The sequence below is a fragment of the Coprococcus sp. AF19-8AC genome (assembly GCF_003603115.1).
In the GTDB taxonomy this organism is placed as follows: domain Bacteria; phylum Bacillota; class Clostridia; order Lachnospirales; family Lachnospiraceae; genus Coprococcus; species Coprococcus aceti.
On the sequence record NZ_QTMI01000001.1, the window covers coordinates 174233 to 198490 of the forward strand.

21 protein-coding genes are annotated in these 24258 nt (G+C 44.8%); 17 read left to right on the forward strand and 4 right to left on the reverse strand.

Translation table 11 applies throughout. The features are described from left to right. The first annotated feature begins 56 nt into the window (after positions 1 to 56). Both DWX57_RS00860 and DWX57_RS00865 read left to right on the forward strand, forming a co-directional pair. Positions 57 to 1871 (forward strand): alpha-amylase family glycosyl hydrolase, encoded by a 1815-nt coding sequence (locus DWX57_RS00860; RefSeq protein ID WP_165852740.1) that lies wholly within the window; start codon positions 57 to 59, stop codon positions 1869 to 1871. 31 nt (positions 1872 to 1902) lie between these two features. Continuing rightward, positions 1903 to 2805: an NAD-dependent epimerase/dehydratase family protein gene (locus DWX57_RS00865; protein ID WP_120000241.1), complete on the forward strand. Its 903-nt coding sequence runs from the start codon at positions 1903 to 1905 to the stop codon at positions 2803 to 2805. A gap of 326 nt (positions 2806 to 3131) precedes the next feature. Here the strand turns inward: DWX57_RS00865 and DWX57_RS00870 are convergent, their stop codons facing one another. Continuing rightward, positions 3132 to 4370, reverse strand: a complete 1239-nt coding sequence (locus DWX57_RS00870; protein ID WP_004848633.1) for an argininosuccinate synthase — start codon at positions 4368 to 4370, stop codon at positions 3132 to 3134. A gap of 483 nt (positions 4371 to 4853) precedes the next feature. On the opposite strand from DWX57_RS00870, the gene argC reads away from it, so the two are divergent. From argC to DWX57_RS00920, 10 genes are all read left to right on the forward strand, one after another. Next, on the forward strand, positions 4854 to 5894 hold the full coding sequence (gene argC, locus DWX57_RS00875; protein ID WP_055223794.1) for an N-acetyl-gamma-glutamyl-phosphate reductase: 1041 nt from the start codon (positions 4854 to 4856) through the stop codon (positions 5892 to 5894). A 55-nt stretch (positions 5895 to 5949) separates the two neighbouring features. Beyond that, the gene (gene argJ / locus DWX57_RS00880) at positions 5950 to 7176 is read left to right on the forward strand and encodes a bifunctional ornithine acetyltransferase/N-acetylglutamate synthase (protein WP_120122875.1); all 1227 of its coding nucleotides are present in this window, start codon (positions 5950 to 5952) and stop codon (positions 7174 to 7176) included. 43 nt (positions 7177 to 7219) lie between these two features. After that, positions 7220 to 8110, forward strand: a complete 891-nt coding sequence (gene argB / locus DWX57_RS00885) for an acetylglutamate kinase (protein ID WP_117548634.1) — start codon at positions 7220 to 7222, stop codon at positions 8108 to 8110. 328 nt (positions 8111 to 8438) lie between these two features. Continuing rightward, entirely contained in the window at positions 8439 to 9056 is a 618-nt protein-coding gene (locus DWX57_RS00890) for a ComEA family DNA-binding protein (protein ID WP_120122876.1), read from the forward strand. 29 nt (positions 9057 to 9085) lie between these two features. Beyond that, positions 9086 to 9772, forward strand: coding sequence for a response regulator transcription factor (locus tag DWX57_RS00895; protein WP_015533197.1), 687 nt, complete (start codon positions 9086 to 9088; stop codon positions 9770 to 9772). 1 nt (position 9773) lies between these two features. Beyond that, complete coding sequence (locus DWX57_RS00900) at positions 9774 to 11249, forward strand: sensor histidine kinase (protein ID WP_120122877.1); 1476 nt, start codon at positions 9774 to 9776, stop codon at positions 11247 to 11249. Positions 11250 to 11258: 9 nt separating this feature from the next. Beyond that, entirely contained in the window at positions 11259 to 12194 is a 936-nt protein-coding gene (locus tag DWX57_RS00905) for a GerMN domain-containing protein (protein ID WP_242992589.1), read from the forward strand. A gap of 108 nt (positions 12195 to 12302) precedes the next feature. Beyond that, positions 12303 to 13613 (forward strand): ComEC/Rec2 family competence protein, encoded by a 1311-nt coding sequence (locus DWX57_RS00910; RefSeq protein WP_120122878.1) that lies wholly within the window; start codon positions 12303 to 12305, stop codon positions 13611 to 13613. 11 nt (positions 13614 to 13624) lie between these two features. Beyond that, positions 13625 to 14671, forward strand: coding sequence for a ComEC/Rec2 family competence protein (locus DWX57_RS00915; protein WP_165852741.1), 1047 nt, complete (start codon positions 13625 to 13627; stop codon positions 14669 to 14671). Positions 14672 to 14752: 81 nt separating this feature from the next. Beyond that, positions 14753 to 15703, forward strand: coding sequence for a YitT family protein (locus DWX57_RS00920; protein ID WP_015533194.1), 951 nt, complete (start codon positions 14753 to 14755; stop codon positions 15701 to 15703). 89 nt (positions 15704 to 15792) lie between these two features. Here the strand turns inward: DWX57_RS00920 and pdxT are convergent, their stop codons facing one another. Both pdxT and pdxS read right to left on the reverse strand, forming a co-directional pair. Then, complete coding sequence (gene pdxT, locus DWX57_RS00925) at positions 15793 to 16356, reverse strand: pyridoxal 5'-phosphate synthase glutaminase subunit PdxT (protein ID WP_117548639.1); 564 nt, start codon at positions 16354 to 16356, stop codon at positions 15793 to 15795. Between the two features lies 1 nt (position 16357). Further along, positions 16358 to 17236 carry a pyridoxal 5'-phosphate synthase lyase subunit PdxS gene (gene pdxS / locus DWX57_RS00930; protein ID WP_004848658.1) on the reverse strand — a complete coding sequence of 293 codons (879 nt, stop codon included), beginning with the start codon at positions 17234 to 17236 and terminating at the stop codon, positions 16358 to 16360. Between the two features lie 263 nt (positions 17237 to 17499). On the opposite strand from pdxS, the gene holA reads away from it, so the two are divergent. Beyond that, on the forward strand, positions 17500 to 18519 hold the full coding sequence (gene holA, locus DWX57_RS00935) for a DNA polymerase III subunit delta (RefSeq protein ID WP_015533192.1): 1020 nt from the start codon (positions 17500 to 17502) through the stop codon (positions 18517 to 18519). A 153-nt stretch (positions 18520 to 18672) separates the two neighbouring features. Here the strand turns inward: holA and rpsT are convergent, their stop codons facing one another. After that, positions 18673 to 18936 carry a 30S ribosomal protein S20 gene (gene rpsT / locus DWX57_RS00940; protein WP_022059403.1) on the reverse strand — a complete coding sequence of 88 codons (264 nt, stop codon included), beginning with the start codon at positions 18934 to 18936 and terminating at the stop codon, positions 18673 to 18675. A gap of 297 nt (positions 18937 to 19233) precedes the next feature. On the opposite strand from rpsT, the gene DWX57_RS00945 reads away from it, so the two are divergent. The 4 genes from DWX57_RS00945 (at position 19234) to DWX57_RS00960 (ending at position 24163) form a co-directional block, all read left to right on the forward strand. Next, complete coding sequence (locus DWX57_RS00945; protein ID WP_117548641.1) at positions 19234 to 19914, forward strand: hypothetical protein; 681 nt, start codon at positions 19234 to 19236, stop codon at positions 19912 to 19914. A 24-nt stretch (positions 19915 to 19938) separates the two neighbouring features. Beyond that, the gene (glgB, locus tag DWX57_RS00950) at positions 19939 to 22458 is read left to right on the forward strand and encodes a 1,4-alpha-glucan branching protein GlgB (RefSeq protein ID WP_118757585.1); all 2520 of its coding nucleotides are present in this window, start codon (positions 19939 to 19941) and stop codon (positions 22456 to 22458) included. A gap of 149 nt (positions 22459 to 22607) precedes the next feature. After that, positions 22608 to 22808 carry a cold-shock protein gene (locus tag DWX57_RS00955; RefSeq protein WP_117548643.1) on the forward strand — a complete coding sequence of 67 codons (201 nt, stop codon included), beginning with the start codon at positions 22608 to 22610 and terminating at the stop codon, positions 22806 to 22808. 389 nt (positions 22809 to 23197) lie between these two features. Then, on the forward strand, positions 23198 to 24163 hold the full coding sequence (locus DWX57_RS00960) for a PfkB family carbohydrate kinase (protein ID WP_120122880.1): 966 nt from the start codon (positions 23198 to 23200) through the stop codon (positions 24161 to 24163). Positions 24164 to 24258: the final 95 nt, after the last annotated feature.

A 24258-nucleotide genomic window follows, 5' to 3' on the forward strand; every position in this document is an offset into this window, starting at 1 on the left:
TATGAGGCATGGTCTGTTATAATGTTCTTTGGAGGGAGTATAGGAGGAACGAGAAAGTGCTTAAAAAGAAAGTGCTGAAACAGAACAACTTACTCAGACTGCAGAAGAGACTTGCAGTGGTTATGCTGGCCCTTACACTTGGACTCGGTACAGGGTGCGGCAAAACAGATGACGGAGCGGACGGTGCTGCGTCGTCAGAAGCAGAGACTTTGGCGGATGGTCAGACAAACGATCAGACAGATGCCGGAGCATCAGAAGGAGATGGACAGGAGTCAAAAAAAGCTACGGAAGACAAGGATGAGCCTTATGTAGAGGGAACATACTCAAGTGATTCGTATGACGTGGCGGAGTTTGCGGCAGAGACTCGTAAGAAGACCGACGAAGAGGGTAATCGCGGTGTGTATTACGAGATATTTGTCAGATCATTTGCCGATTCAGACGGCGATGGTATAGGCGATCTGAATGGCATCACGGAGAAACTTGACTATTTGCAGAAACTTGGAATCGACGGGATATGGCTCATGCCGATCACTGCATCCGATACTTATCACGGGTATTCGGTGACGGATTACATGACGGTGAATCCCGATTACGGAACAGAGGATGATCTTAAGAGATTGCTTGATGAGGCACACAGCAGAGGCATGAAAGTCATCATGGATCTGGTCATCAATCACACCAGTATCAATCATCCGTGGTTTCAGGCTGCAAAGTCAGATGAGAACAGCGAGTACAGAGATTATTACAGGTGGGTGTACAAGACCGACAAGAAAGACTGCAATCATCTCCTCGACAAATCAAGCTGGGGAGATATGGTGTGGCACCAGGAAGGAGACTTCTATTATTATGGTGTGTTCGGCGCGGATATGCCGGATCTGAACTATAACAATCCGGATGTTAGACAGGCTGCGAAGGATGCCGCCGGTCACTGGCTGGAGCTTGGTCTTGATGGTTTCCGTATGGACGCCGCAGTTCATATCTATGGGGCGCATGAGTTCAAGCAGCAGGAAGATTCTGAAGCGGCAAACATCACCTGGTGGAACGAATTTGCCGGTTACTGCGAGAGCATAAATCCTGATGTATACCTGGTGGGTGAGGTATGGCAGGATGACAAGGTGCTGGAAAATTATGTCCAGCCATTTGACACGAAGTTTGATTTTGCAATTCAGCAGAAGATACTGAACTGCGTACAGAAAGGCATGGCGGTGCCAGGATTTGGCGATTCTCTTTCCGTGGCGATAGAGAATATACAGAATAAATATGACGGCGTGGATGCCAACTATCTGAATGGAATATTTGGAGCAAATCACGATCAGGACAGGATAGCATCGTCGGTGAACAGTCTGGATAAGGCGAGACAGATAGCAGCGGTATATATGACACTTCCAGGCAATCCATATATATATTATGGCGAGGAGCTTGGAATGTACGGCAGTAAGCCGGATGAGATGATAAGGACGCCTTTTCTTTGGGGAGGTGACAGTACATATAATACGTCGTGGGAAAAGGACGATCAGAATGCAGAGACAAAGGGACTTGACCAACAGATGAAAGATCCGGATTCAATGTATTCATATTACAAGACACTTATAGCGCTTAGAAAAGACAATCCTGCCCTTATGAAAGGAAACTATAGAGCGGCAGCGCTCACAAGCGACAGTGTGATAGCGTACTTCCGTGAGGCGGATGGACAGAAACTGCTAGTGGTGCACAACTTTGCAGAGGGCGATCAGACGGTATCACTTGCTGAGTGCGGAGACATAACAGTTACAAATGTACTTTATTCAAGTTCTGGTGAGACAGGTGTGTCAGACCTTAGTTCAGTGAAATTAGCTGGAAATGAGAGCGTGGTGCTGGAACTTGGTGAGTAGATAAAAAATTCCAATTTAAAGGAGGCTCTTCATGAAGAAAATACTAATAACGGGTGGTACAGTATTTGTAAGCCGGTATGCGGCGCAGTATTTTGTGGACAAAGGCTATGAGGTGTATGTGGTGAACAGAAATTCAAGACCGCAGGTTCCAGGTGTGAAACTTATAGAAACGGACAGGCATGACCTGGGAGACAAACTCAAAGACATCTATTTTGATGTTGTGGCGGACATAACCGCATATAATGCGGAAGATATCACAGACTTATGTGACAGCCTTGGTTCATTTGGTCAGTATATCATGATCAGCTCAAGTGCAGTGTATCCAGAGTATGGAGATCAGCCATTCCGTGAAGATTCAGAACGGGCACTCAACAGATACTGGGGGTCATATGGTACGGATAAGATTGCTGCGGAGGATGCATTACTTGACAGAGTGAGTGATGCTTACATACTCAGGCCACCATATATTTATGGACCTATGAACAATGTATACAGGGAGGCTTTTGTATTTGACTGCGCCAGGGCGGACAGACCATTTTATCTGCCCGGAGATGGTGGCATGAAGCTGCAGTTCTTCCATGTGAAGGATCTCTGTATCCTGATGGAGAGAGTAATAGAGGAAAAGCCGGAGACTCATATCATGAATGTGGGAAATGTGGAGCAGGTCACTATAAAAGACTGGGTGACGATGTGTTACGCCTGCTTTGATAAGATCCCTGCGTTTGTAAATGTCAGTGAGGATATAGAACAGAGAAATTATTTCAGTTTTTATAACTATGAATATTATCTCGATGTGCAGCAGCAGAACAAAATATACCCGGAGACAATATCATTGGAAGATGGATTGAAAGAATGCGCAGAGTGGTATGTGGAAAATGAATCAGAAGTTGGGAAAAAGTCATATATGGAATATATAGACTGTAATTTAAAATAATGTACGTTGGTGCAGCGATATTGTAAATGATATGTATTTAGGGAGATCTGGAGCTTCGGCTCCGGATCTTTTTTTATAGATATACATTCAAATATCGTCGAGATATACGATGTGCATAAATTCATTAAGAGTTGCCCGGTATTTAAAAGGGTATGTTGGGGATTTTTATGAAATTTGTGAGAATGCAGAAAATGGTAAGAAATATCTGTATGATATTCGATCAATAAAAAAGGAAACGAGCAACCCACAACAGTAAAATGTGGTAAAAACCCATTTCCTTTTCTATATACTATTCCAACACGCTTCTTTTGTAAAGAATCTATAAATTATTTATTGTTGGCGTTGTCCTTCTCCTCGCGCTTCTGATCCATCATAGCACGAACCTTCATTGAAAGACCGAACAGGTTGATGAAACCTGAAGCATCCTTGTGATCGTAGAGGTCGCCAGTTGTGAATGAAGCAAGGCTCTCTGAGTACAGAGTATAATCTGATGTAGTACCAGCCTTGATGATGTTACCCTTGTAGAGCTTCATCTTTACATGACCAGTTACACGCTCCTCAGTCTTGGCAACAAATGCTGAAAGGCTCTCGCGGAGAGTGCAGAACCACTTTCCTTCATATACAAGTGCTGCGAACTTTGTTCCGACAAGCTTCTTGTACTCCATGGTATCACGGTCAAGTGTGAGCTCCTCAAGCTGCTTATGAGCCTCTGTAAGGATAGTTCCACCAGGTGTCTCGTATACACCACGTGACTTCATGCCGACAACACGGTTCTCAACGATATCGATGATACCGATACCGTGCTTTCCGCCGAGCTTGTTCAGCTCACGGATGATATCAGAAGTCTTCATCTTCTTGCCGTTGAGTGCTACAGGGTAGCCCTTCTCGAAGTCAAGGTCGATGTACTCAGGCTCATCAGGTGCCTTCTCAGGTGTAACTGAGAGAACCAGAAGGTCATCGTAGTTTGGCTCATTTGCAGGATTCTCAAGCTCAAGGCCCTCATGGCTGATGTGCCAGATGTTACGGTCACGGCTGTAAGAATGCTTTGCATCAAATGGAAGATCGATGCCGTGTGCCTTACAGAAAGCGATCTCATCCTCACGTGACTGCATTGTCCACTCAGGCTGTCTCCATGTAGCGATAACCTTGATGTCCGGTGCAAGAGCCTTGATAGAAAGTTCAAAACGAAGCTGGTCGTTACCCTTACCTGTAGCTCCGTGGCAGATGGCAACAGCGCCTTCCTTACGTGCAACCTCAACGAGCTTCTTGGCAATGATAGGTCTTGCAAATGAAGTACCGAGAAGGTACTTGTTCTCATATACAGCGTCAGCCTGAACTGTTGGCATGATGTACTCATCGCAGAGCTCGTCTACAACATCGATGATGTAAAGCTTCTCAGCTCCTGAATACTTTGCCCTCTCGTCAAGTCCCTCAAGCTCACTCTCCTGACCTACATCTATACATGCACAGATAACATCGTATCCGTATGTCTCCTTTAACCATGGGATGATGGCAGTGGTATCAAGACCGCCTGAATAAGCCAGTACAACTTTTTCTTTAGCCATTTTAATAAATCCTCCTATTTATAAATATAGAGCAGATGCAATAAAGATACATCTACGCACATCACAAGAGCTCTGTCCGGCTAAGCGGGATCCTCTATATGACATTTTCTACATGAACTATACAACGCAAATGTATATTATGCAAGTGATTTTTCAAAATATTCATTCGTTCACCGTATATTATTCATGAAAAATATGCATAAATACAGCGCAAAATGGTGGCAAAAATGCTGATAAATCGTATATTTTGGACAAATATGCAAATATTCAAAAAAACCATTGCATATTATACGTTGTAAATGTATAATTATAAAAGTTTCCGCAGAGGAAACGAGGAACAGAGATACAAAAGCTCAGGGTAATGAGTGTATTTCTACATATTAAATAGTGTATGTTGACGATATACATTGTCAGGTATACAATCAGACAGAGTATGTCTTTATACAGATATAGAAAAAGTACATATAAATTATGGAGGCAGTTATGATTAAGGTAGGAATTATCGGATCAACAGGATATGCAGGACAGGAGATAGTAAGAATTCTTCTTGGACATAAGGAAGCGGAGATTGTATGGTATGGATCAAGAAGCTTTATAGATCAGAAGTATTATCAGGTATACGGCAACATGTTCCAGATCGTGGATGCAAAGTGTATGGATGACAACATGGAGGAGCTTGCCTCACAGGTAGATGTAATATTTACCGCCACACCACAGGGACTGTGCGGATCACTGGTAAATGAGGAGATACTGTCCAAGGTCAAGATCATAGACCTCAGTGCAGATTTCAGAATAAAGGATGTTGCTACTTATGAGAAGTGGTACAAGATAGAGCACAAGAGCCCACAGTTTATTGACGAGGCTGTGTATGGTCTCTGTGAGATAAACAGGGAGGATATAAAGAAGTGCAGACTTCTTGCAAATCCTGGATGTTATACAACTTGTTCGATCCTTTCACTCTACCCACTGGTTAAGGAAGGTCTGGTTGATGCCAACTCCATCATCGTTGATGCTAAGTCTGGAACATCAGGTGCAGGAAGAGGCGCGAAGATCGCAAATCTCTACTGTGAGGTCAACGAGAGCATCAAGGCTTATGGTGTTACAACACACAGACATACCCCTGAGATAGAGGAGCAGCTTGGATATGCGAATGGCAGTCCGATAGTCATTAATTTCACTCCACATCTTGTTCCTATGAACAGAGGAATACTTGTAACAGCATATGCCAACCTCAAGGAGAAGGTCGACTACGATACAGTGAGAGCTGCATACGATAAGTACTATGCAAATGAGAGATTTATCAGAGTCCTCGACAAGGATGTATGTCCTGAGACAAGATGGGTTGAGGGAAGTAACTATGTGGATGTCAACTTCAAGATAGATGAGAGAACAAACAGAGTCATAGCCATGGGTGCACTTGACAATCTCGTAAAGGGAGCAGCAGGTCAGGCTGTGCAGAACATGAACATCATGTTTGGATTTGACGAGGCTGAGGGCCTTCGCATGGCTCCTGTTTTCCCATAAACATCAGGTTTGAAGCATTTGCCTCAAAATAGACACTTGGAAATAAGGTGGTAGGATGAAGATAATTCCGGGAGGCGTGACCGCCCCTGCGGGCTTTAGGGCAGCGGGACTTCACGTTGGAATAAGAAGAAATAAACTGAAAAAAGATATGGCACTTTTGGTGAGCGATGTTCCGGCTCATGTGGCAGGAGCATTTACACAGAACATGGTTCAGGCGGCTCCGGTCATATACGACAGGCGGCTTTGCCAGAATGTGGGAATGTGTCAGGCGCTGGTGGTAAACAGCGGTGTGGCGAATACCTGTACCGGAGAGCAGGGAATCCATGATGCGGAGGCCATGGCGACCCATGTAGGTAAGAGCCTTGGCATAGATCCAAGCACGGTTGCGGTGGCTTCTACAGGAGTCATAGGAATGAGACTTCCGATGGATGTCATACAGAGCGGTATAGATATGCTGGTGCCTGAGCTGTCATATTCCATAGATGCCGGAGTGGATGCCGCGGAGGCGATCAAGACGACTGATATCTATAAGAAGGAGATAGCCGTAACTTTAGAGATCAAGGGGCAGCAGGTCACCATCGGAGGTATGTGTAAGGGATCAGGAATGATCAATCCTAACCTGGGAACCGTACTCAGCTTTATCACGACAGACCTGAATATCAGTTCAGAGCTGCTTGACAAGGTGCTTAAGGCTGATGTGGTCGATACATACAACATGGTGTCAGTGGACGGAGATATGTCCACCAACGACACTGTCATGATATTTGCAAATGGCATGGCGGGCAACGAGGAACTGCTGGAGACCGATGACGACTTTCCTGCATTTGTCGAGGCAATAAGATATATCAACCGCGCATTTGTCAGGGCGATAGCCTCGGACGGCGAGGGTGCTACCAAGATGTTTCAGGTGGATGTGTCGGGCATGCCGGATAAGGATACTGCAAGACATCTGGCAAAGGCGATAGTGGCCTCCAATCTTGTAAAGTGTGCCATGTACGGAGCTGATGCCAACTGGGGCAGAATAGTGTGCGCCATGGGACAGAGCGGCGTGAAGTTTGATCCATACAGGGTGGATATAGAGATAGCCAGTGTGGCAGGACATCTTGAGATCGTAAAGCATGGAGTGACAACTGATTACGATGAGAAGGAAGCAAGTCACATACTCTCAGAGAAGCAGATAAAGCTCAAGGCGCATATGAATATGGGGGATGAGATGGCCACAGCGTGGGGGTGCGATCTCACATATGACTATATCAAGATAAATGCGGATTACAGAAAATAGACTGTAGTCAATAATATGAAATAGAAGAAAGAAGGACAGAGAAATGGTTATAGGTGATTACACAGTAGATCAGGTAATTGAGAAGGCACAGACGCTGATAGAGGCTATGCCGTATATCAAGAAGTTCCAGGGTAAGACAGTGGTAGTAAAGTATGGCGGAAGCGCTATGCTTGACGAGAACCTCAAGTACAACGTCATCAAGGACGTTGCCATGTTAAAGCTCGTTGGAATGAAACCGGTCATCGTACATGGTGGCGGTAAGGAGATCAGCAAGTGGGTTGAGAAGGTTGGCAAGGAGGCTGAATTTATCAATGGTCTCCGTGTGACAGATGCAGAGACTATGGAGATCGCAGAGATGGTTCTCGGCAAGGTCAACAAGAGCCTCGTAAGCCTCATGCAGAAGATCGGACTTAAGGCAGTCGGAATCAGCGGCAAGGACGGCGGTATGTTCACAGTCAAGAAGAAGTTCCCTGGTGGCAAGGATATAGGTTATGTGGGAGAGATAACAAAGGTTGACACATCTATCCTCACATCACTCATCGAGGATGATTTCATCCCTGTTATAGCACCTATAGGTGTGGATGAGAATTACGAGGATTACAATATCAACGCTGATGACGCTGCATGTGCAGTCGCTACAGCTCTTGAGGCTGAGAAGCTTGTATTCCTCACAGATATCGAGGGAGTATTCATCGATCCAACAGACAAGTCGACACTTATCTCAGAGATGGATATACATGAGGCAAAGGACATCATAGAGAAGGGTGTTGTCGGCGGCGGTATGCTTCCGAAGCTTAACAACTGTATCTCAGCCATGGAGAACGGAGTTTCAAGAGTGCATATCCTCGATGGACGTCTCCAGCACTGCCTGCTTCTTGAGTTCTTCACCCAGAAGGGTATCGGAACAGCTATCCTCAAGGAGCCTTTATTCTAGGATGCAGGGCAGAATATAACAAAGCTTCAAATAATAAAATAGTAAATTATAAAACAGTATATATGACCGTGGTGGACAGCCATCTGTAAGGATGGAAGATTACCGGTCATGTATGCTGTTTTTTTATGTCTGATCTGAATCGGAGAGTTTATAAAAATGTTACATTTTTATGTGTTGTAAAAAGTATCAATGAATAAGGGATAAAAGGGCTCTTTTGTGAAAAAAGTAACAAAAATGAAATAAAATAGAAATATATTGTTGTAAATTCAGAGGTGTTTAGATACAATAAACCTGTGTAATTCTGTGCTGACACAGGAGGTGTCGCACGATGAAGAAAATAATTAAAAATTTAGCATATTTATGCGTGCTGACGATGATATTATTGTGTTCCGGCTGTGGAGAAGAACAGGTAACTATATCCGGTAATTCAGAAGAGAATGTTACGGAGAAAGCTTCGCAGCAAGGCGCGGAAGAAGCCGGAGCAGACGAGAGCGTAACGATACATTCAGAAATTCCAGAATACATAACAGTTTTTGTATGCGGAGCAGTGGAGAATGAGGGTGTATATGAACTCGAAGCCGGATCCAGGGCGAATGATGGCCTTGAGGCGGCGGGAGGATTCTCCGATGACGCAGATACCGTTGCGGTGAATCTTGCAGATGTGCTTGAGGATGGTCAGAAGCTGTACTTCCCTGTCGGAGGTGAACAGCTTCCGGAAGAGAGCGAAGGTGGGACAGATGCGTCGGAACAGAGACTGGTCAACATCAACAGTGCAGATGCTGCGGAGCTTATGACGTTACCGGGAATAGGCGAGACGAAGGCCTCACAGATTGTCGAGTACAGACGGAAGAATGGAGCATTTGCCTGTAAAGAAGACCTTAAGAATGTCAGTGGCATAGGAGACAGTATATATGAGAAACTGGAGACATATATATCGACAGAGTAAATGAGTCTCGGGGTAGAAAGGATGTTAAGATGAAGAAAGTTCTTGTTGTGGATGATGAGAAGTTGATTGTTAAGGGCTTGAAGTTCAGCCTGGAACAGGATGATATGGAAGTGGATACAGCCTATGATGGTGGCGAGGCTATAGAGAAGATAAAGGCCAACGATTATGATATAGTGCTTCTGGATATAATGATACCTGTATATACCGGAATAGAGGTGTGTCAGATGGTCAGGGAATTTTCAAATGTCCCAATTATCATGCTCACTGCAAAGGGTGAGGACATGGATAAGATCATGGGACTTGAGTATGGTGCAGATGACTATATAACAAAGCCATTTAATATTCTTGAGGTGAAGGCCAGGATCAAGGCTATACTTAGAAGAAGCAACCGCAAGCAGGCACCTGCAAAACCGTCAAATGTAATGGAGATCAACGGAATGAAGGTTGAGCTTGACAGCAGACGTGTATTTGTCGGTGGTAAGGAGCTTAATCTGACAGCCAAGGAGTTTGACCTTCTTGAGCTGCTCATGGCGCATCCAAACAAGGTATATTCAAGAAATGAACTCCTGAATACGATCTGGGGAGATTCCTACCCGGGAGATGCGAGAACAGTTGATGTGCATGTTAGAAGACTTCGTGAGAAGATAGAAGCTAATCCGGGTGAGCCGGTATACATTCATACAAAATGGGGAGTAGGATATTTCTTCAAGGGCTGATATGAAAAAAAAGAAACGTGCAACAGTTGAAACAGAAAAAATTGAAGAGAAGAATACCGCCCAGGAGAGATCCAGAGTCAATATCAGAGTGGGGCAGAGAACGATCATATCGCTTATAGTGGCAGTGAGTGTGGCAGTGATCGCCTATGCAGCACTGTGGATACTGGCGGGCACTGTGAATTCGAAGAGTGAGAGAAATCTTGACAGACACGCACAGGAGTGTGCAGAATACATTGCCCATATAGTGAATGAACACAAGGCGGAGGATGATATAGGGAGAGCCGTGGACGAGATAAAGACCATGGCTTATTCTCTCTCTGCCCGTATAGTTATAGTGGATACTGATTACAAGGTCGTGGTGGACTCCTATGGAAAAGACACCGGAAGATATCTGGTGGATGAGAACGTGTTCAGCGTAATGAAGGGGCAGCAGAAGTATATATCAGAGACAGAGGAAAATGTGTACAGACGCATAGTTCCAGTGATCAACAGTGAGGGCTATACAGATGCGGTGGCACTGATATCTCTTGAGACCGATGCTCTCGAGAACCTGTCAATATATATGAAGAGAAATGCAACTTATCTGTTTGCGATATCGTTGATACTTGGATTGATAGCTGCTTATTTTGCGGCTAAGTTATCAGTCAGGGATGTGAACCATGTCAGAAACGAGATAGAGGGAATGAAAGGCGGTAGCCTTGAACCGATGAGCGTGGACGGTATGTTCAGGGAGACACAGGAGCTGACAAAGGATATAAACGATATATTCAACAAGGCACAGCTTCTTGAGGAGTCCCGTCAGGAATTCGTATCAAATGTCTCACATGAGTTAAAGACACCGATAACATCCATGAAGGTTCTGTCCGAGTCGCTGCTCACCCAGAGCGATGTACCGGCGGAGATGTACAGGGAATTCATGGAGGATATAGTTCAGGAGATAGACAGAGAGGCGGAGATCATAAGTGATCTGCTCACATTGGTCAAAACAGATAAAGGCCCTGACAGCCTGAATAAAGAGCCTGTGGATATGAATGAATTTATGGATCTCATACTCAAGAGACTTAAGCCGTTGGCGGAGAAGAGAAGTATACAGCTTTCATTTGAGAGCTTTGGCGATATAAAAGCTGAGATAGACAAGGTGAAGTTTACACTGGCTATCTCTAACCTGATAGAGAATGGAATAAAATATAACATCGATGGCGGATGGATAAAGGTTTCTCTCAATTCAGACCACAGGAATTTCTATATCAAGGTTGCGGATTCCGGTGTCGGCATACCGGAGGACTGTATAAATCACATTTTTGAGAGATTCTACAGAGTAGACAAGGCGAGAAGCCGAGACACAGGTGGAACCGGTCTGGGACTTGCCATCACGAAGAATATTATTATCATGCACAAAGGAACTATAAATGTATATAGTGAGCCGGGAAAGGGAACGACATTCACGGTAAAGATTCCGTTACAGGCTCAGGAGTAAAGGATAGATATGACGAAGAAAAAAAGAATTTTGCTCACTGCCATGGTCATGGTCACGGTGGTGGTCCTTGTGGCATGTGGAAGCGACAGCAAGAGTGGCAGAAAGAAAAAAACTGTGGACGATTCAACTGAAAATCTGACTCTGTACTATGCAAACTCAACGTGGACTGATCTGTCCCCGGAGGTTGTCACCCGTGACCAGCTCGTCACGACGGAGAACCTTATCGATACTGTGATGAATGCGCTGATGGACAGCGGGGAAATGACGGATAAGCAGGTCCCGGTTCCTCAGGGCGTTACGTACCAGAGATATACATATGACGGTCAGGCAACTATCAATCTTATGTTCAACGTTGACTGGGAGGCCACTGACACATATGAGATGGTGCTAAGCAAGGCGGCATTTGTGAGAACTCTGACACAGATCGAATCGGTGAAGAAGGTTGTGTATGAATACACTGACATTGCAAATGAGAACAGTATCGTGCGTGAGGAGCTCACAAATGATTCATTTTCAGATATGGACAACTTCATGAATCCACATGAAGAGTACAACATATATATGCCGGACAGCACAGGACAGAAGCTGGTTCAGAAGACCATAGATCTGGACAGATCAGCTCCTGAATCACTGGAGGAACAGATGGTTGCAGGACTGAGAATGAGTTACGATGGAACAGTTGCACCGTTCAATGAGAAAACTGTGGTTAAGAGTGTCACTGTGGATGATGCTGACGGTGTGTGTACGATAACATTTAATGAGAGCTTTGCGGATGGAACAGCAGGTGTGGACGATGAGATACTTGTGTATTCTGTTGTGGATTCCCTCATGGAGCTTGAAGATGTCAAGAGGGTACAGATAAATGTGGATAATACAAATAACAGATTGAACAACATCGATCTCAGCAGGAAATTTACTGCTGATTATTCAAAGCTTGAGAGATAAACAGAAGTTTGAACAAAACAGGAGGATACGAATATAAAGAGACCATTATTCTGGATAGCAGTATGCTTTGCGCTTGGAGAGGCGTATAAAGAGGCGGCTGACAGTTCAGTGCTTATAATTGGTCTGATCATATTGGCTGCACCGGTATTGTCGGTTTACATGGACAAAGCCGGTACAGCCATGTTTTTTTATAGTGGCAAAGCTCATGGTGATAAAGACAGAAAGAACAGGATCGTCAGATGCGTTCTGAGTATGATGATATTTGGAATGATCTCGTTGACCGGTTATATGAATGGCTGTGCTATGTCAAAGCAGGAGAGACTCGCAGAAGAGCTCGATGGGCAGCAGCCGGGCGGTATAGAAGGAAAGGTGTACGAGATCAGGCAGTCCGGCGATGAATGGCGGGTATATGTGTATGCGGAATGGATAACATTTGGCGGAGGCGACTCAGAAGAAACTGTGGAATACCGGGGAAGATCAAAGGTATTGCTGTACATGGAAGACGTGGGAAGCCTGAAGACCGGAATGAAGCTGACCTTAAGCTGCAGTCTGTCAAGGCCGGACTCTGCAGATAATCCGGGCGAATTCGATGCGCGGGAATATTATTCGCACAAGGGAATATATATAGTAGGAAAGGATATCTCCATTCTGGAGTGTGGAGAGGACTACAGCCGTATAGGAGACATTCTGTTCAGGCTGCGTATAAAGTCCGGGGAGATCACAGACAGTGTGTTTGGAGAGACGGATGGCTCGGTGATAAAGGCAATGCTACTGGGGGATAAGAGCGGCATTGACAGGGATACGAAGAAGCTGTTTCAGATGAATGGAATAGCTCATATTCTGGCGATATCCGGTGTGCACATAGCAATAATAGGAATGACATTATTCGGCGTGCTGCGAAGGCTTACAGGGTCATATATGGCATCAGGTATAATGGCTATATCTGTGATCGTACTTTACGGAGTTATGACAGGGATGGCGAGTTCAACTGTAAGAGCCATGATAATGATGGTGATATCTGTGATCGGTCAGGTAAAGGGGCGAAGCCCTGATATGCTTACATCCGCGGGAACCGCGTCAGTCATACAGGCGCTGATTGATCCGGGTATCATCCTTGATGCCGGATTTCAGTTGTCTTTTGCCGCAGTGCTGGGGATGGCGGTGCCTGGAGCACTTATGAAAAAGCTTATTCCAACTAAGAATAAGGTAGTCAGCACACTTGTAATGAATCTGGCGATAACACTTGCCACCGGACCGCTTGTTATATTCTATTATTACCAGTTTCCGCTGTATTCGATTTTTCTGAATCTGCTCATAGTGCCATTGGTTTCTGTGATAATATTCGTGAGTATCGTCGTGATTGCGGCTATGCTTATTTTCCCGGGATACTACAGGGCAATGAGATGGCGGTGGGCATAGGAGCGTTTCCTGTGAAGCTGATACTTGCAATATACAGGCAGCTTTGCGAATGGGCGATGAAGCTTCCATTTTACAGTATAAATACAGGCCATGTGTCGGTTATGATGATCGTAGTATTTTATATGGCTATGGTTGGAGTGCTGATCCTGCTTGTAAGAGCAAAGAGTGCAGACTGCGCCAAGGTGAGGAGGCGGATGGTCTGTCTGTGCGCTGCTGTGATCATGACCTTGTGCTGCGTGTGTTACGAAGCAGCTTCATTTGACCGGGAGTTCAGAGTTGTATTTATGGATGTTGGTCAGGGAGACGGCATACTTATAAGGTCTGGCATGGGAGTAAATATATTGATAGATGGGGGCTCGTCGAGTAGCAATAAGGTTGGTGAGTACGTGATGGCGCCTGTTCTAAAGTTTTATGGTGCAGCTCATGTAGACTATGCATTTGTGACACACGGAGATAAGGATCATGTGTCCGGTATCCAATATCTTCTAAGCGATACGAACTCCGGTATCAGAATAGATAATCTTGTGGTTCCGATGTATGGTGATATTGAAAATATGGGTGAACTGCTTGAGCTGGCAGAGAAAAGAGGCGTAAATATCATATATATGGACGGCGGTTCTCAAATGTCCTATGGCAAGGACGCGGCTAAGATGTGGTTAAATTTCTTGCATCCGTCCGAAAAAACTGATATAAAAGATGCAAATGATCTTTCTGCGGTTATCCGTCTGGAGTATCGAGGGTACAGTGTTTTATTTACGGGAGACCTGGGAGAAGATGGAGAACGGGAGCTTATCTCGGAGGGCGATGATCTGAGTGCTGATGTGTTGAAGGTCGGACATCACGGCAGCAGATATTCTACGAGTGGGGAGTTCCTGAGAGCAGTCGACCCGGATCTTGCGATCATATCGGCGGGGGAGAATAACCGATATGGTCATCCGCACGGGGAGACACTGGAGCGTTTGGATGCCTGTGGAGCTGATGTAATGAGTACCATAGACCATGGAGCTATATGTGTAGAGATAACGGATGGTGGAATTTCGGTAACCGGATACAGATGATCAGGGAGTTATGAGAATAAGAATTCTGAAAGGAGAACAGGGGAAGGAAGAAACGACTATGATGTGGAAAGGAAGATGAGTATGACAAAAAAACTAAAATTACTGCTGGAATTTGTAATGCTGACACTTGGCGCAGTTATAGCTGCATTTGCTATCGAAGAATTTCTCGTGCCGAACACCATACTTGACGGAGGAGTCATCGGTATAGGTATCATGATCAATAATCTCACAGAAGTGTCCCTGAGTATTCTGACGATCGTTCTTAATGTTCCGTTTCTTATAATAGGTTCAAGACAGCTTGGTAAGATGTTCATGGTGAAGTCCGGTTATTCCATGGCTGTATTCTCAGTATTTGTGGAGATATTCAAACCCCTTGAAAATGCAACCTCAGAGACCATACTTGCGGTGTGCTTCGGCGGTGTGATACTTGGACTTGGAGTTGGTATCATCATCAAGTTCGGCGGGTGCTTGGATGGAACGGAGACCGTGGCCATCATGCTGAACAAGAAAAAAGACTGGCCGGTTGGAAGAGTTGTTCTGGGCATGAATCTGATTATATATTCTATTGCGGGAATGCTCTTTGGTTTGGACAGGGCGATGTACAGTCTTCTTACATACTTTATAACATCAAAGGTGCTTGATATGGTTGAGACCGGTCTTGAGCAGGCGAAGGCAGCCATGATCATAACTGATGATGCCAGAGAGGTGGCAGACAAGATATACAAGAAGCTTGGAAGAACAGTTACCATCATGCAGGGCAAGGGAATGATAAGCGGCAACAAGACAGTGCTCTACTGTGTTATCACGAGATTTGAGATCGGTGAGCTGAAGAACATCATCAATTCCATAGATTCTTCTGCATTTGTCACAGTTACGGATGTGGCGGAGATCATCGGCAACCACATCAAGGATAATGAATACAAGGAGATCCTTGAGAAGATAGAGGAGAAGGAAGAACCGCTCACAAAGCTTCCTGAGCATGAGAGTATGACGGACTTTGATGGCCTGGAGCATACCGGAAAAATAGATTAGAAAAAGCCTGTGACATATACCGGCAGATAACTGCTGTATATGTCACAGGCTTTCTTTATTGATATATGTTTTAGACTGTAGTCAATATATTACTGGATACTGTCTACAAATGCCTTGTGGATCCTGTAGTCGCTGTCAAGCTCAGGGTGGAAGGAAAGGGCAAACTGGTTGCCGTACTTAACCGCCACGATCTTGTCATCAACTGTTGCAAGGACATCAACCTCAGGTGAAGCCTCAGCCACATAAGGTGCACGGATGAAAGTCATAGGAACCTCACCGATACCTTTAAGCTCGGCCTCTGTGTGGAAGCTTCCAAGCTGTCTTCCGTAGGCATTTCTCTTTACTGTGACAGGGAGAGTGCCAAGGTGTACAGTGTCATCACCTTCGATGTGCTGTGCCAGAAGAATAAGTCCTGCACATGTGGCAAGAACCGGCATGCCACCCTTGATCTGAGACTTTATAGTGTCGAACATGTCGCTGTCTCTGAGAAGCTTTCCTTGGACTGTGCTCTCACCGCCAGGAAGGATCAGGGCGTCATAAGGCTTGTTCAGATCTCCGGCATTTCTAAGTTCTATGCATGATACGCCGAGCTCGGAAAGTACATGCTCATGCTCTGCGAAAGCTCCCTGTACTGCCAATACACCAACCTGCATATTACTTACCCCTTTCTGCCATGAGGATTGCGATCTCCTGCTCGTTGATACCAACCATAGCCTCGCCAAGTCCCTCTGAAAGCTTTGCAACGAGATCAGCGTCATTGTAGTTTGTTGTTGCCTGTACGATGGCAGCAGCACGCTTAGCAGGGTCTCCTGACTTGAAGATACCTGAACCTACGAATACACCCTCAGCACCGAGCTGCATCATGAGAGCTGCATCGGCAGGAGTAGCAACACCGCCGGCTGCGAAGTTTACAACTGGGAGACGGTGATTCTCATGTACGTACTGAACGAGATCGTAAGGAACCTCAAGCTTCTTAGCTGCCTCATACAGCTCATCTGTTCTCATGCTGACGATCTCAGCGATCTGGCTGTTCATCTTTCTCATATGTCTTACGGCCTGAACGATATCACCTGTACCAGGCTCGCCCTTAGTTCTGATCATTGAAGCACCCTCGTTGATTCTTCTGAGAGCCTCGCCGAGATCCTTGGCACCACATACAAATGGAACCTTGAACTGTCTCTTGTCAATATGGTATACGTCATCTGCTGGTGAGAGAACCTCGCTCTCGTCGATGTAGTCGATCTCGATGGCCTGGAGGATCTGAGCCTCTGCAAAATGTCCGATACGGCACTTAGCCATAACAGGGATTGATACAGCGTTCTGGATTCCCTTGATCATCTGTGGGTCGCTCATACGTGATACACCACCGGCAGCTCTGATATCTGCTGGGATTCTCTCAAGTGCCATAACTGCACAAGCGCCGGCAGCCTCAGCGATCTTAGCCTGCTCAGGTGTTGTAACGTCCATGATAACTCCGCCCTTAAGCATCTGGGCAAGTTCCTTATTTAACTTATATCTTTCTGTTGTCTCCATGTTGAACCTCCGTTATAATTAGATTTGTGTTTATTGGAGTGAGTGTACATAAACTCACAATCTGTAGGTGATTATAAAACCAAAGTGACATTATAGGAATAATCAATATGTGATTATAAAAACAGGTCAGATAACCTCTGATGTTATCAAAATACATAGAAAAACAGGTCAGATTTGCCACATAAGATATAATTATGGTAGAAACTGGTACTGTATTTTGAAAATCATATTGTGAGACATAAGCTTGATGAAGGAGAAACGTAATGGCTGCAACAAAGAAAAAAGAAAAAAAGAACGCGATGGCGGTCATAAACCAACATATAAAGACGGGGGAGTTTGCCAAGATATATCTTCTGTATGGGGAGGAGAGGTATCTCGTGAACCAGTACAGGGATAAGCTGCTGTCGGCTCTGACTGATAAGGACGATAATCTGAATTTTATGAAATTTGCCGGAAATGGGATCGATACATCTGAGCTTCTTGCATTCTGCAACGAGATGCCATTTTTTGCGGACAGAAGAGTTGTCCTTGTGGAGAACAGTGGTCTGTTCAAGAGCAGCAACGAGGATTTTGCAAAGAAGCTGGTGGAAATAGAGGATACATCAGTTGCCATATTTGTAGAGATGGATGTGGACACCAGGTATAAGCTGTTCAAGGCTGTGGACAAGAATGGAGAGGCTCTGGATTTTGCGACCCCTGATGAGAAGATGATGGTCACGTGGGTGAAGTCACTGTTCCGTGCCGATGGTGTTGCCACCACAGACACGGCGATATACAAGATAATCGAAGCTGCTAACATGGATATGAACTGTATCAAGAATGAGGTTGACAAGATGATAAGCTACGCCGGAGACACGAAGCAGGTCAGCGAGCATGATGTGGATCTTCTGTGCAGTCAGGATGCGGAGAGCAAGGTGTATCAGATGATAGACTTCATCATTGCAAAGCAGAAGGAGAAGGCTTGCAGTATGTATCACGATCTTCTTGAGAATAAGGAATCGGCGATCATGATAAACGCATGTATCATGAGACAGTTCAACAAGCTTCTTCTGGTAAAGATGGCATTATCAGATGGCGCGCAGGACGCCAGCCTGGCGAAGATCGCAGGATGCCCGGTGTGGGCGGTGAAGAATTACAAGGCTCAGTGCAGGGGCTACAGCATGGCACAGCTTAAAGACATAGTGGAGAACTGTCAGGACATGGACTACAAGCTCAAGACCGGACAGGTTATGGATAACGCGGCGATGGAGGTCATGATCGTGGAGCTGTGTGAGATGCAGTAGGAGACTGGTGATGATATTAGATATTGAGGCAAAAAAATAACCACTGTGAAAACAGTGGGTATTTTTTATATAACTATGATTGGTTCAAATATATGCAGCCGTTTAATATATCCAAATCCTTGTGTCAAAGTTATGTAGTTATCAGCCAGATGCTTAAGCCATCTTGTTAACTGCAACTGCAAGACGTGATACCTTACGAGCAGCGTTGTTCTTGTGGTAGATGCCCTTTGAAGCAGCCTTGTTGATCTCTGATGTAGCAACAACAAGTGCCTGCTGAGCAGCAGCCTTATCACCAGCAGCGATAGCAGCCTCAACCTTCTTGATAACTGTCTTAACCTTAGACTTGATCATCTTGTTTCTAAGTGTCTTCTTCTCGATAACATTGATTCTCTTCTTTGCAGATTTGATATTAGCCAAAATTCTTACCTCCATAAAATCTAATTAAATATAATAAGGTTTTACATTAAAACCGGACACGGACAATTCAATGTAAACATACTCACATATAATAGATGAAACGCAATTCGTTGTCAAGACTAAAAAACAAAAAATTGCGCATTTTCGCGGATTATTTTCATGCTGTTTCCTAAGAAAAATGAAGTAAAACAACATGTTACTTTCCTTTACATAAAAAGAGGTAAATGGTATCATATATGCAGTGGGTCTTAATGATCCATACATATTATAATACAGGAAAAGCAGAGAAATATACAGATGTTTAAATATAGATTTTTTCAGGTGATAATGGCACTTTCGCTGGTCTTGCTGATCATCTCCACGGCGATAATGTGTTCGTTCAGCGTTTGCAGGGTTGCGGAGAAGAGCTACAAGCCGAGTAATAGCGGCACGATAAGTTCAGTCATGAATAACGGACAGACTGATGAATTATCAGAATTTGATGCGTGGGTGGAATACAGTATCGTGCTGGATGCTCTGGATGGGGACAGCGAGCAGGAGTACAGGCTTGGCAACGTATATCTGTCCACTGAGAATGTGATGAGGCTTGAACAGCTTGCAGACATCAAATCCAAGGCAAGCAATGGTGTGTTCATATCCATTGTGCTTCTGGTGGCATGCTTTGTAGTCATAAGGAGAAGGAGACTGTATGAGTGTGTTGTATGGGGCGGCGCTGCAGGCGTTATAATAGGAATAATCAGCTTCATAGCCATGGCGGTATCCGGCAGCGGAATCATGTATGGCATAAGAAGAATGGTGTTTGGAGAAAGCTATGCGGAGCTTTTTCCGGGACACGATGTCCTGCCGGATATAATACCGGCCGGTACGGGAACGAAGGTTCTTTGGGTGTATGTTGGAACGATATTTGTTGGACTTGTGGTTACTATCATAGTCAGGGTTATAAGCTATAAGAAATCACGTCCACACAAATTCAGATAGAAGGTTACATAATGGGAGGTAGTTATGAGAAAAAGAATCGAGGAGTGGATAAACTGGGTGCTCTATGATGAGCTCATTGCCAGCAAGATCAATGCGCCAAAGCATTTGCTGGGAATCCATGATTATGGTGAAGGTCAGATAATCGTTGTGTACAAGCCGGGGGCGATCAGGGTAGAGGTTACATCGCGCACAGGTAAGAAGATACACACCATGGAACAGATGACAAATGAAGGACTGTTCGCCATTTATTTTGATAAGAAGGAGTACGATGGCAACAAGTACAATGTTGTCACCACATATGAGGATGGCACCATTATAAACAGTGCAGATCCATATTCATTTGAATCGCTTATCACGGATTTTGACACATACCTTTTTGCGGAGGGTAGACATTACAATATATATGAGAAGCTTGGCGCACACCCTATGACTATAGACGGTGTACGTGGAACCTACTTTGCAGTGTGGGCTCCTCATGCAAGACGTGTCAGTGTAGTCGGTGATTTCAATCTCTGGGATGGTAATGTAAATCCTATGCAGATCACGGCAAATGAGGGAATATACGAACTGTTCCTGCCGGGCGTGGAGCCAGGTGCTGTGTACAAGTATCAGATCATGACAAGATATGGAGAGATACTGTACAAAGCGGATCCATATGGCAACCAGTGTCAGATGAGACCTGAGAATGCCTCTGTGGTTGCGGACATAAGCAGCTATAAGTGGAAGGATACATCATGGATGAAGGATAGAAGCAAGATCAGCCGTACTGACAGAATGCGCATGCCTATGTCCATATACGAGATGCATCTCGGCTCATGGCACAAGAAGGTTGAGGATGACGATGCAGGCTTCTACACATACAGGGAGCTCGCTCCTATGGTGGCAGACTATCTCAATGAGATGGGATATACGCACGTAGAGCTCATGGGTATATCAGAGTATCCATTTGACGGCTCATGGGGCTACCAGGTTACCAATTATTATGCACCGACCAGCAGATATGGTGATGCAGTAGATTTTATGTATTTCGTTGATTATATGCACAGCAAGGGAATCAGTGTTATCCTCGACTGGGTGCCAGCACACTTTCCTAGGGATGCGCACGGACTTGGACGTTTTGATGGGATGCCTCTCTATGAGCATCCGGATCCAAGAAGAGGAGAGCATCCTGACTGGGGCACATATATATTTGACTATGGCCGCAATGAGGTGGCAAACTTCCTCACGGCAAATGCTCTGTTCTGGGTCGAGAAGTTCCATATAGACGGACTCCGCGTGGATGCTGTGGCATCCATGTTGTATCTCGACTATGGCAAGCAGGATGGACAGTGGCTTCCGAATGAGCATGGTGGAAACGAAAATCTTGAGGCAATAGCACTTATGCAGAATATAAACCGCATCATGGAGGAGAGAAATCCGGGGGCATATCTAATAGCAGAGGAGTCAACAGCGTGGGCAGGTGTAACTGCTCCGGCATCCATGGACGGACTTGGTTTCCTGTTCAAGTGGAATATGGGATGGATGAATGACTTCCTTGAGTATATGCAGATGGATCCATATTTCAGACAGAACAACCAGAACATGCTGACTTTCAGTCTTTCGTATGCGTATGCTGAGAACTATGTTCTCGTCATATCCCATGACGAGGTAGTTCATCTCAAGCGTTCAATGATAGAAAAGATGCCTGGCAGCGAGGAGGACAAATTCGCAAATCTCAGAACTGCGTACGGATTCATGTATGGACATCCGGGCAAGAAGCTGCTCTTTATGGGGCAGGAATTTGCACAGCCTAGAGAGTGGAGTGAGGCGAGAAGCCTTGACTGGTTCGTCTTAGACAATCCGCTCAATCAGGGCATGGAGAGGTATGTCAAAGCGCTCAATAAGCTTTACAATACCAATGATGCGATGTATGCGAATGACACAGATCCAATGGGATTTGAGTGGACAGACTGCGATCACCCGGACATGAGCATACTTTCATTTGTAAGACGAGGCTCAACTCCGAAGAAGCAGCTGCTTTTCGTATGCAACTTCACTCCGGTTGAGAGAGATAATTACAGTATACCGGCTCCGTGCTACACGACATACAAGGAGATACTCAACTCAGATGATGTACAGTTTGGCGGAAAGGGCAGACTCAACAGCAAGCCGGTCAAGGCACTGGACAAGAAGAATGCCAGAACTCCTTACAGTATAGACATCACGGTTCCACCACTCTCAACAGTTGTGTTTGAGTACGATTACACGGATATGTCACCTGAGCTTGAGAAGAAGGAAGCGGCAGCCAAGGCGGCTGCAAAGAAACGTGTGGACGCTGCAAAGAAAAAGGCTGCATTGGCACAGAAGAAGGCTGAGGAGATAAAGAAAGACGCTGAGAAAAAGGCATCAGAGCTGAAGAATGATGCAGAGAAGAAGACTGCTAAGTTGAAGAAAGAAGCATCTGAGATATCAAAAGGGATCAAGGATGATATAGCTGATATAGAAAAGTCAGTGACGGCTGTTGCTGATGATATCCGGAAAGATATAAATTCACGAAAAAAATAAACTTGCAATATGAGACAACAGGTCATATAATGTGGGTGTAAGTGCAAAGGGGCACAGAACGATATCGTTCTGTGCCCTTTTTTGTACATCAGGCGGGTGACGATCTTCCTGATCGTAAGAATCCGGGTAGTTTTTAAGGAGGAAGCAGTATGAAGACAGGAAAAGTAAAATGGTTTAATGCAAAGAAAGGCTACGGCTTTATATGTGATGAGGATGGAGCAGATGTATTTGTACATTTCTCAGCACTGAATATGGAGGGCTTCAAGGTTCTTGAAGAGGGAGATACAGTAGAGTATGAAGTTGTGGACGGTGAAAAGGGTCCACAGGCGACAAATGTGACAAAACTGTAAATACAATGCGGTATATGTCAAAACAGCCATATATTTAAAGCGAATACATGTTGAATTAGGAGAACATCCCCGGGTTATGATTACAGATGATCAGGGGATGTTTTTTATGAGCAACGAACTGGAGCATGCTATTGCGTAGAACTGAGATAAATATCTACAAGGCCTCGTGTTACATAAATACAAGAATATTATAGATATCGCCATATGCTAAAATTGTATGTCTGCTATAATAAAAACAACACATATTTAAAAATCATCTTGACGGCTGGCGATGATAAAATGTAGAATACACATATATGGTGAAACATGTTTCATGCATTTGCTGTTGGTGATAAACAGTTAAATAAACAGGCACGTATTTATTTTAGATTATAAGGGGGATATGTACCATGAAGAGATTTGATGTTGTGGCACTTGGAGAACTGCTCATAGACTTTACACAGAACGGGCTCAGCGGTCAGGGCAATATGATGATGGAGGCCAATCCGGGCGGAGCACCATGCAATGTTCTCGCTATGCTGCAGAAGCTTGGCAAGAAGACTGCATTTGTTGGAAAGGTAGGGGATGATTTCCTTGGAAAAATGCTTGCCGGTGTTGTGGCTGATGCCGGGATCAACACTGACAATCTGAAGTTTGACAGGAATGTACACACAACACTTGCATTTGTGCATACATACGAGGACGGAGACAGAGACTTTTCATTTTACAGGAATCCGGGAGCGGATATCATGTTAAGTGCAGATGAGGTGGATGAGAGCATCATAAAGGATGCCAGGCTGTTCCATTTCGGATCACTCTCACTGACATATGAAGTGTCACGTGCTGCAACACAGAAGGCTGTGGCTGCTGCAAAGGAGGCTGGATGCATCGTCACATTTGACCCGAACCTCAGGGAGCCTCTGTGGAAGACACTGGACGAGGCCCATGATCAGATCGACTGGGGTATGAGACAGTGTGATGTGCTCAAGATATCGGACAATGAGATACAGTGGTTCACAGGAAGAGAGGATTTTGACGAGGGTATAAAGATACTTCAGGACACATACAATATACCTTTGATACTTCTCTCCATGGGAAGAGATGGAAGCCGTGCATACTACGGGAATGTAGTCGCTGAGGCAAAGCCGTTTATCCAGGAGAACACTATAGAGACCACAGGCGCCGGGGACACTTTCTGTGCATGCGTGCTGAATTATGTACTTGATAATGGACTTGAAGATCTTGACACTGATAAGCTTACAGAGATGCTTGTATTCGCAAATGCTGCTGCATCGATCATCACAACACGCAAGGGAGCACTCAAGGTTATGCCGGAGAGATCTGAGGTTGAGAAGCTCATTGTCGAGAGACAGTAATAGATAAAAATATGGTAACAGATTAAAACTGGTTATGTACGTTAATGATACAGATTATGTAAATAAAATGAGAATGATAAGTTAATTGACTATAG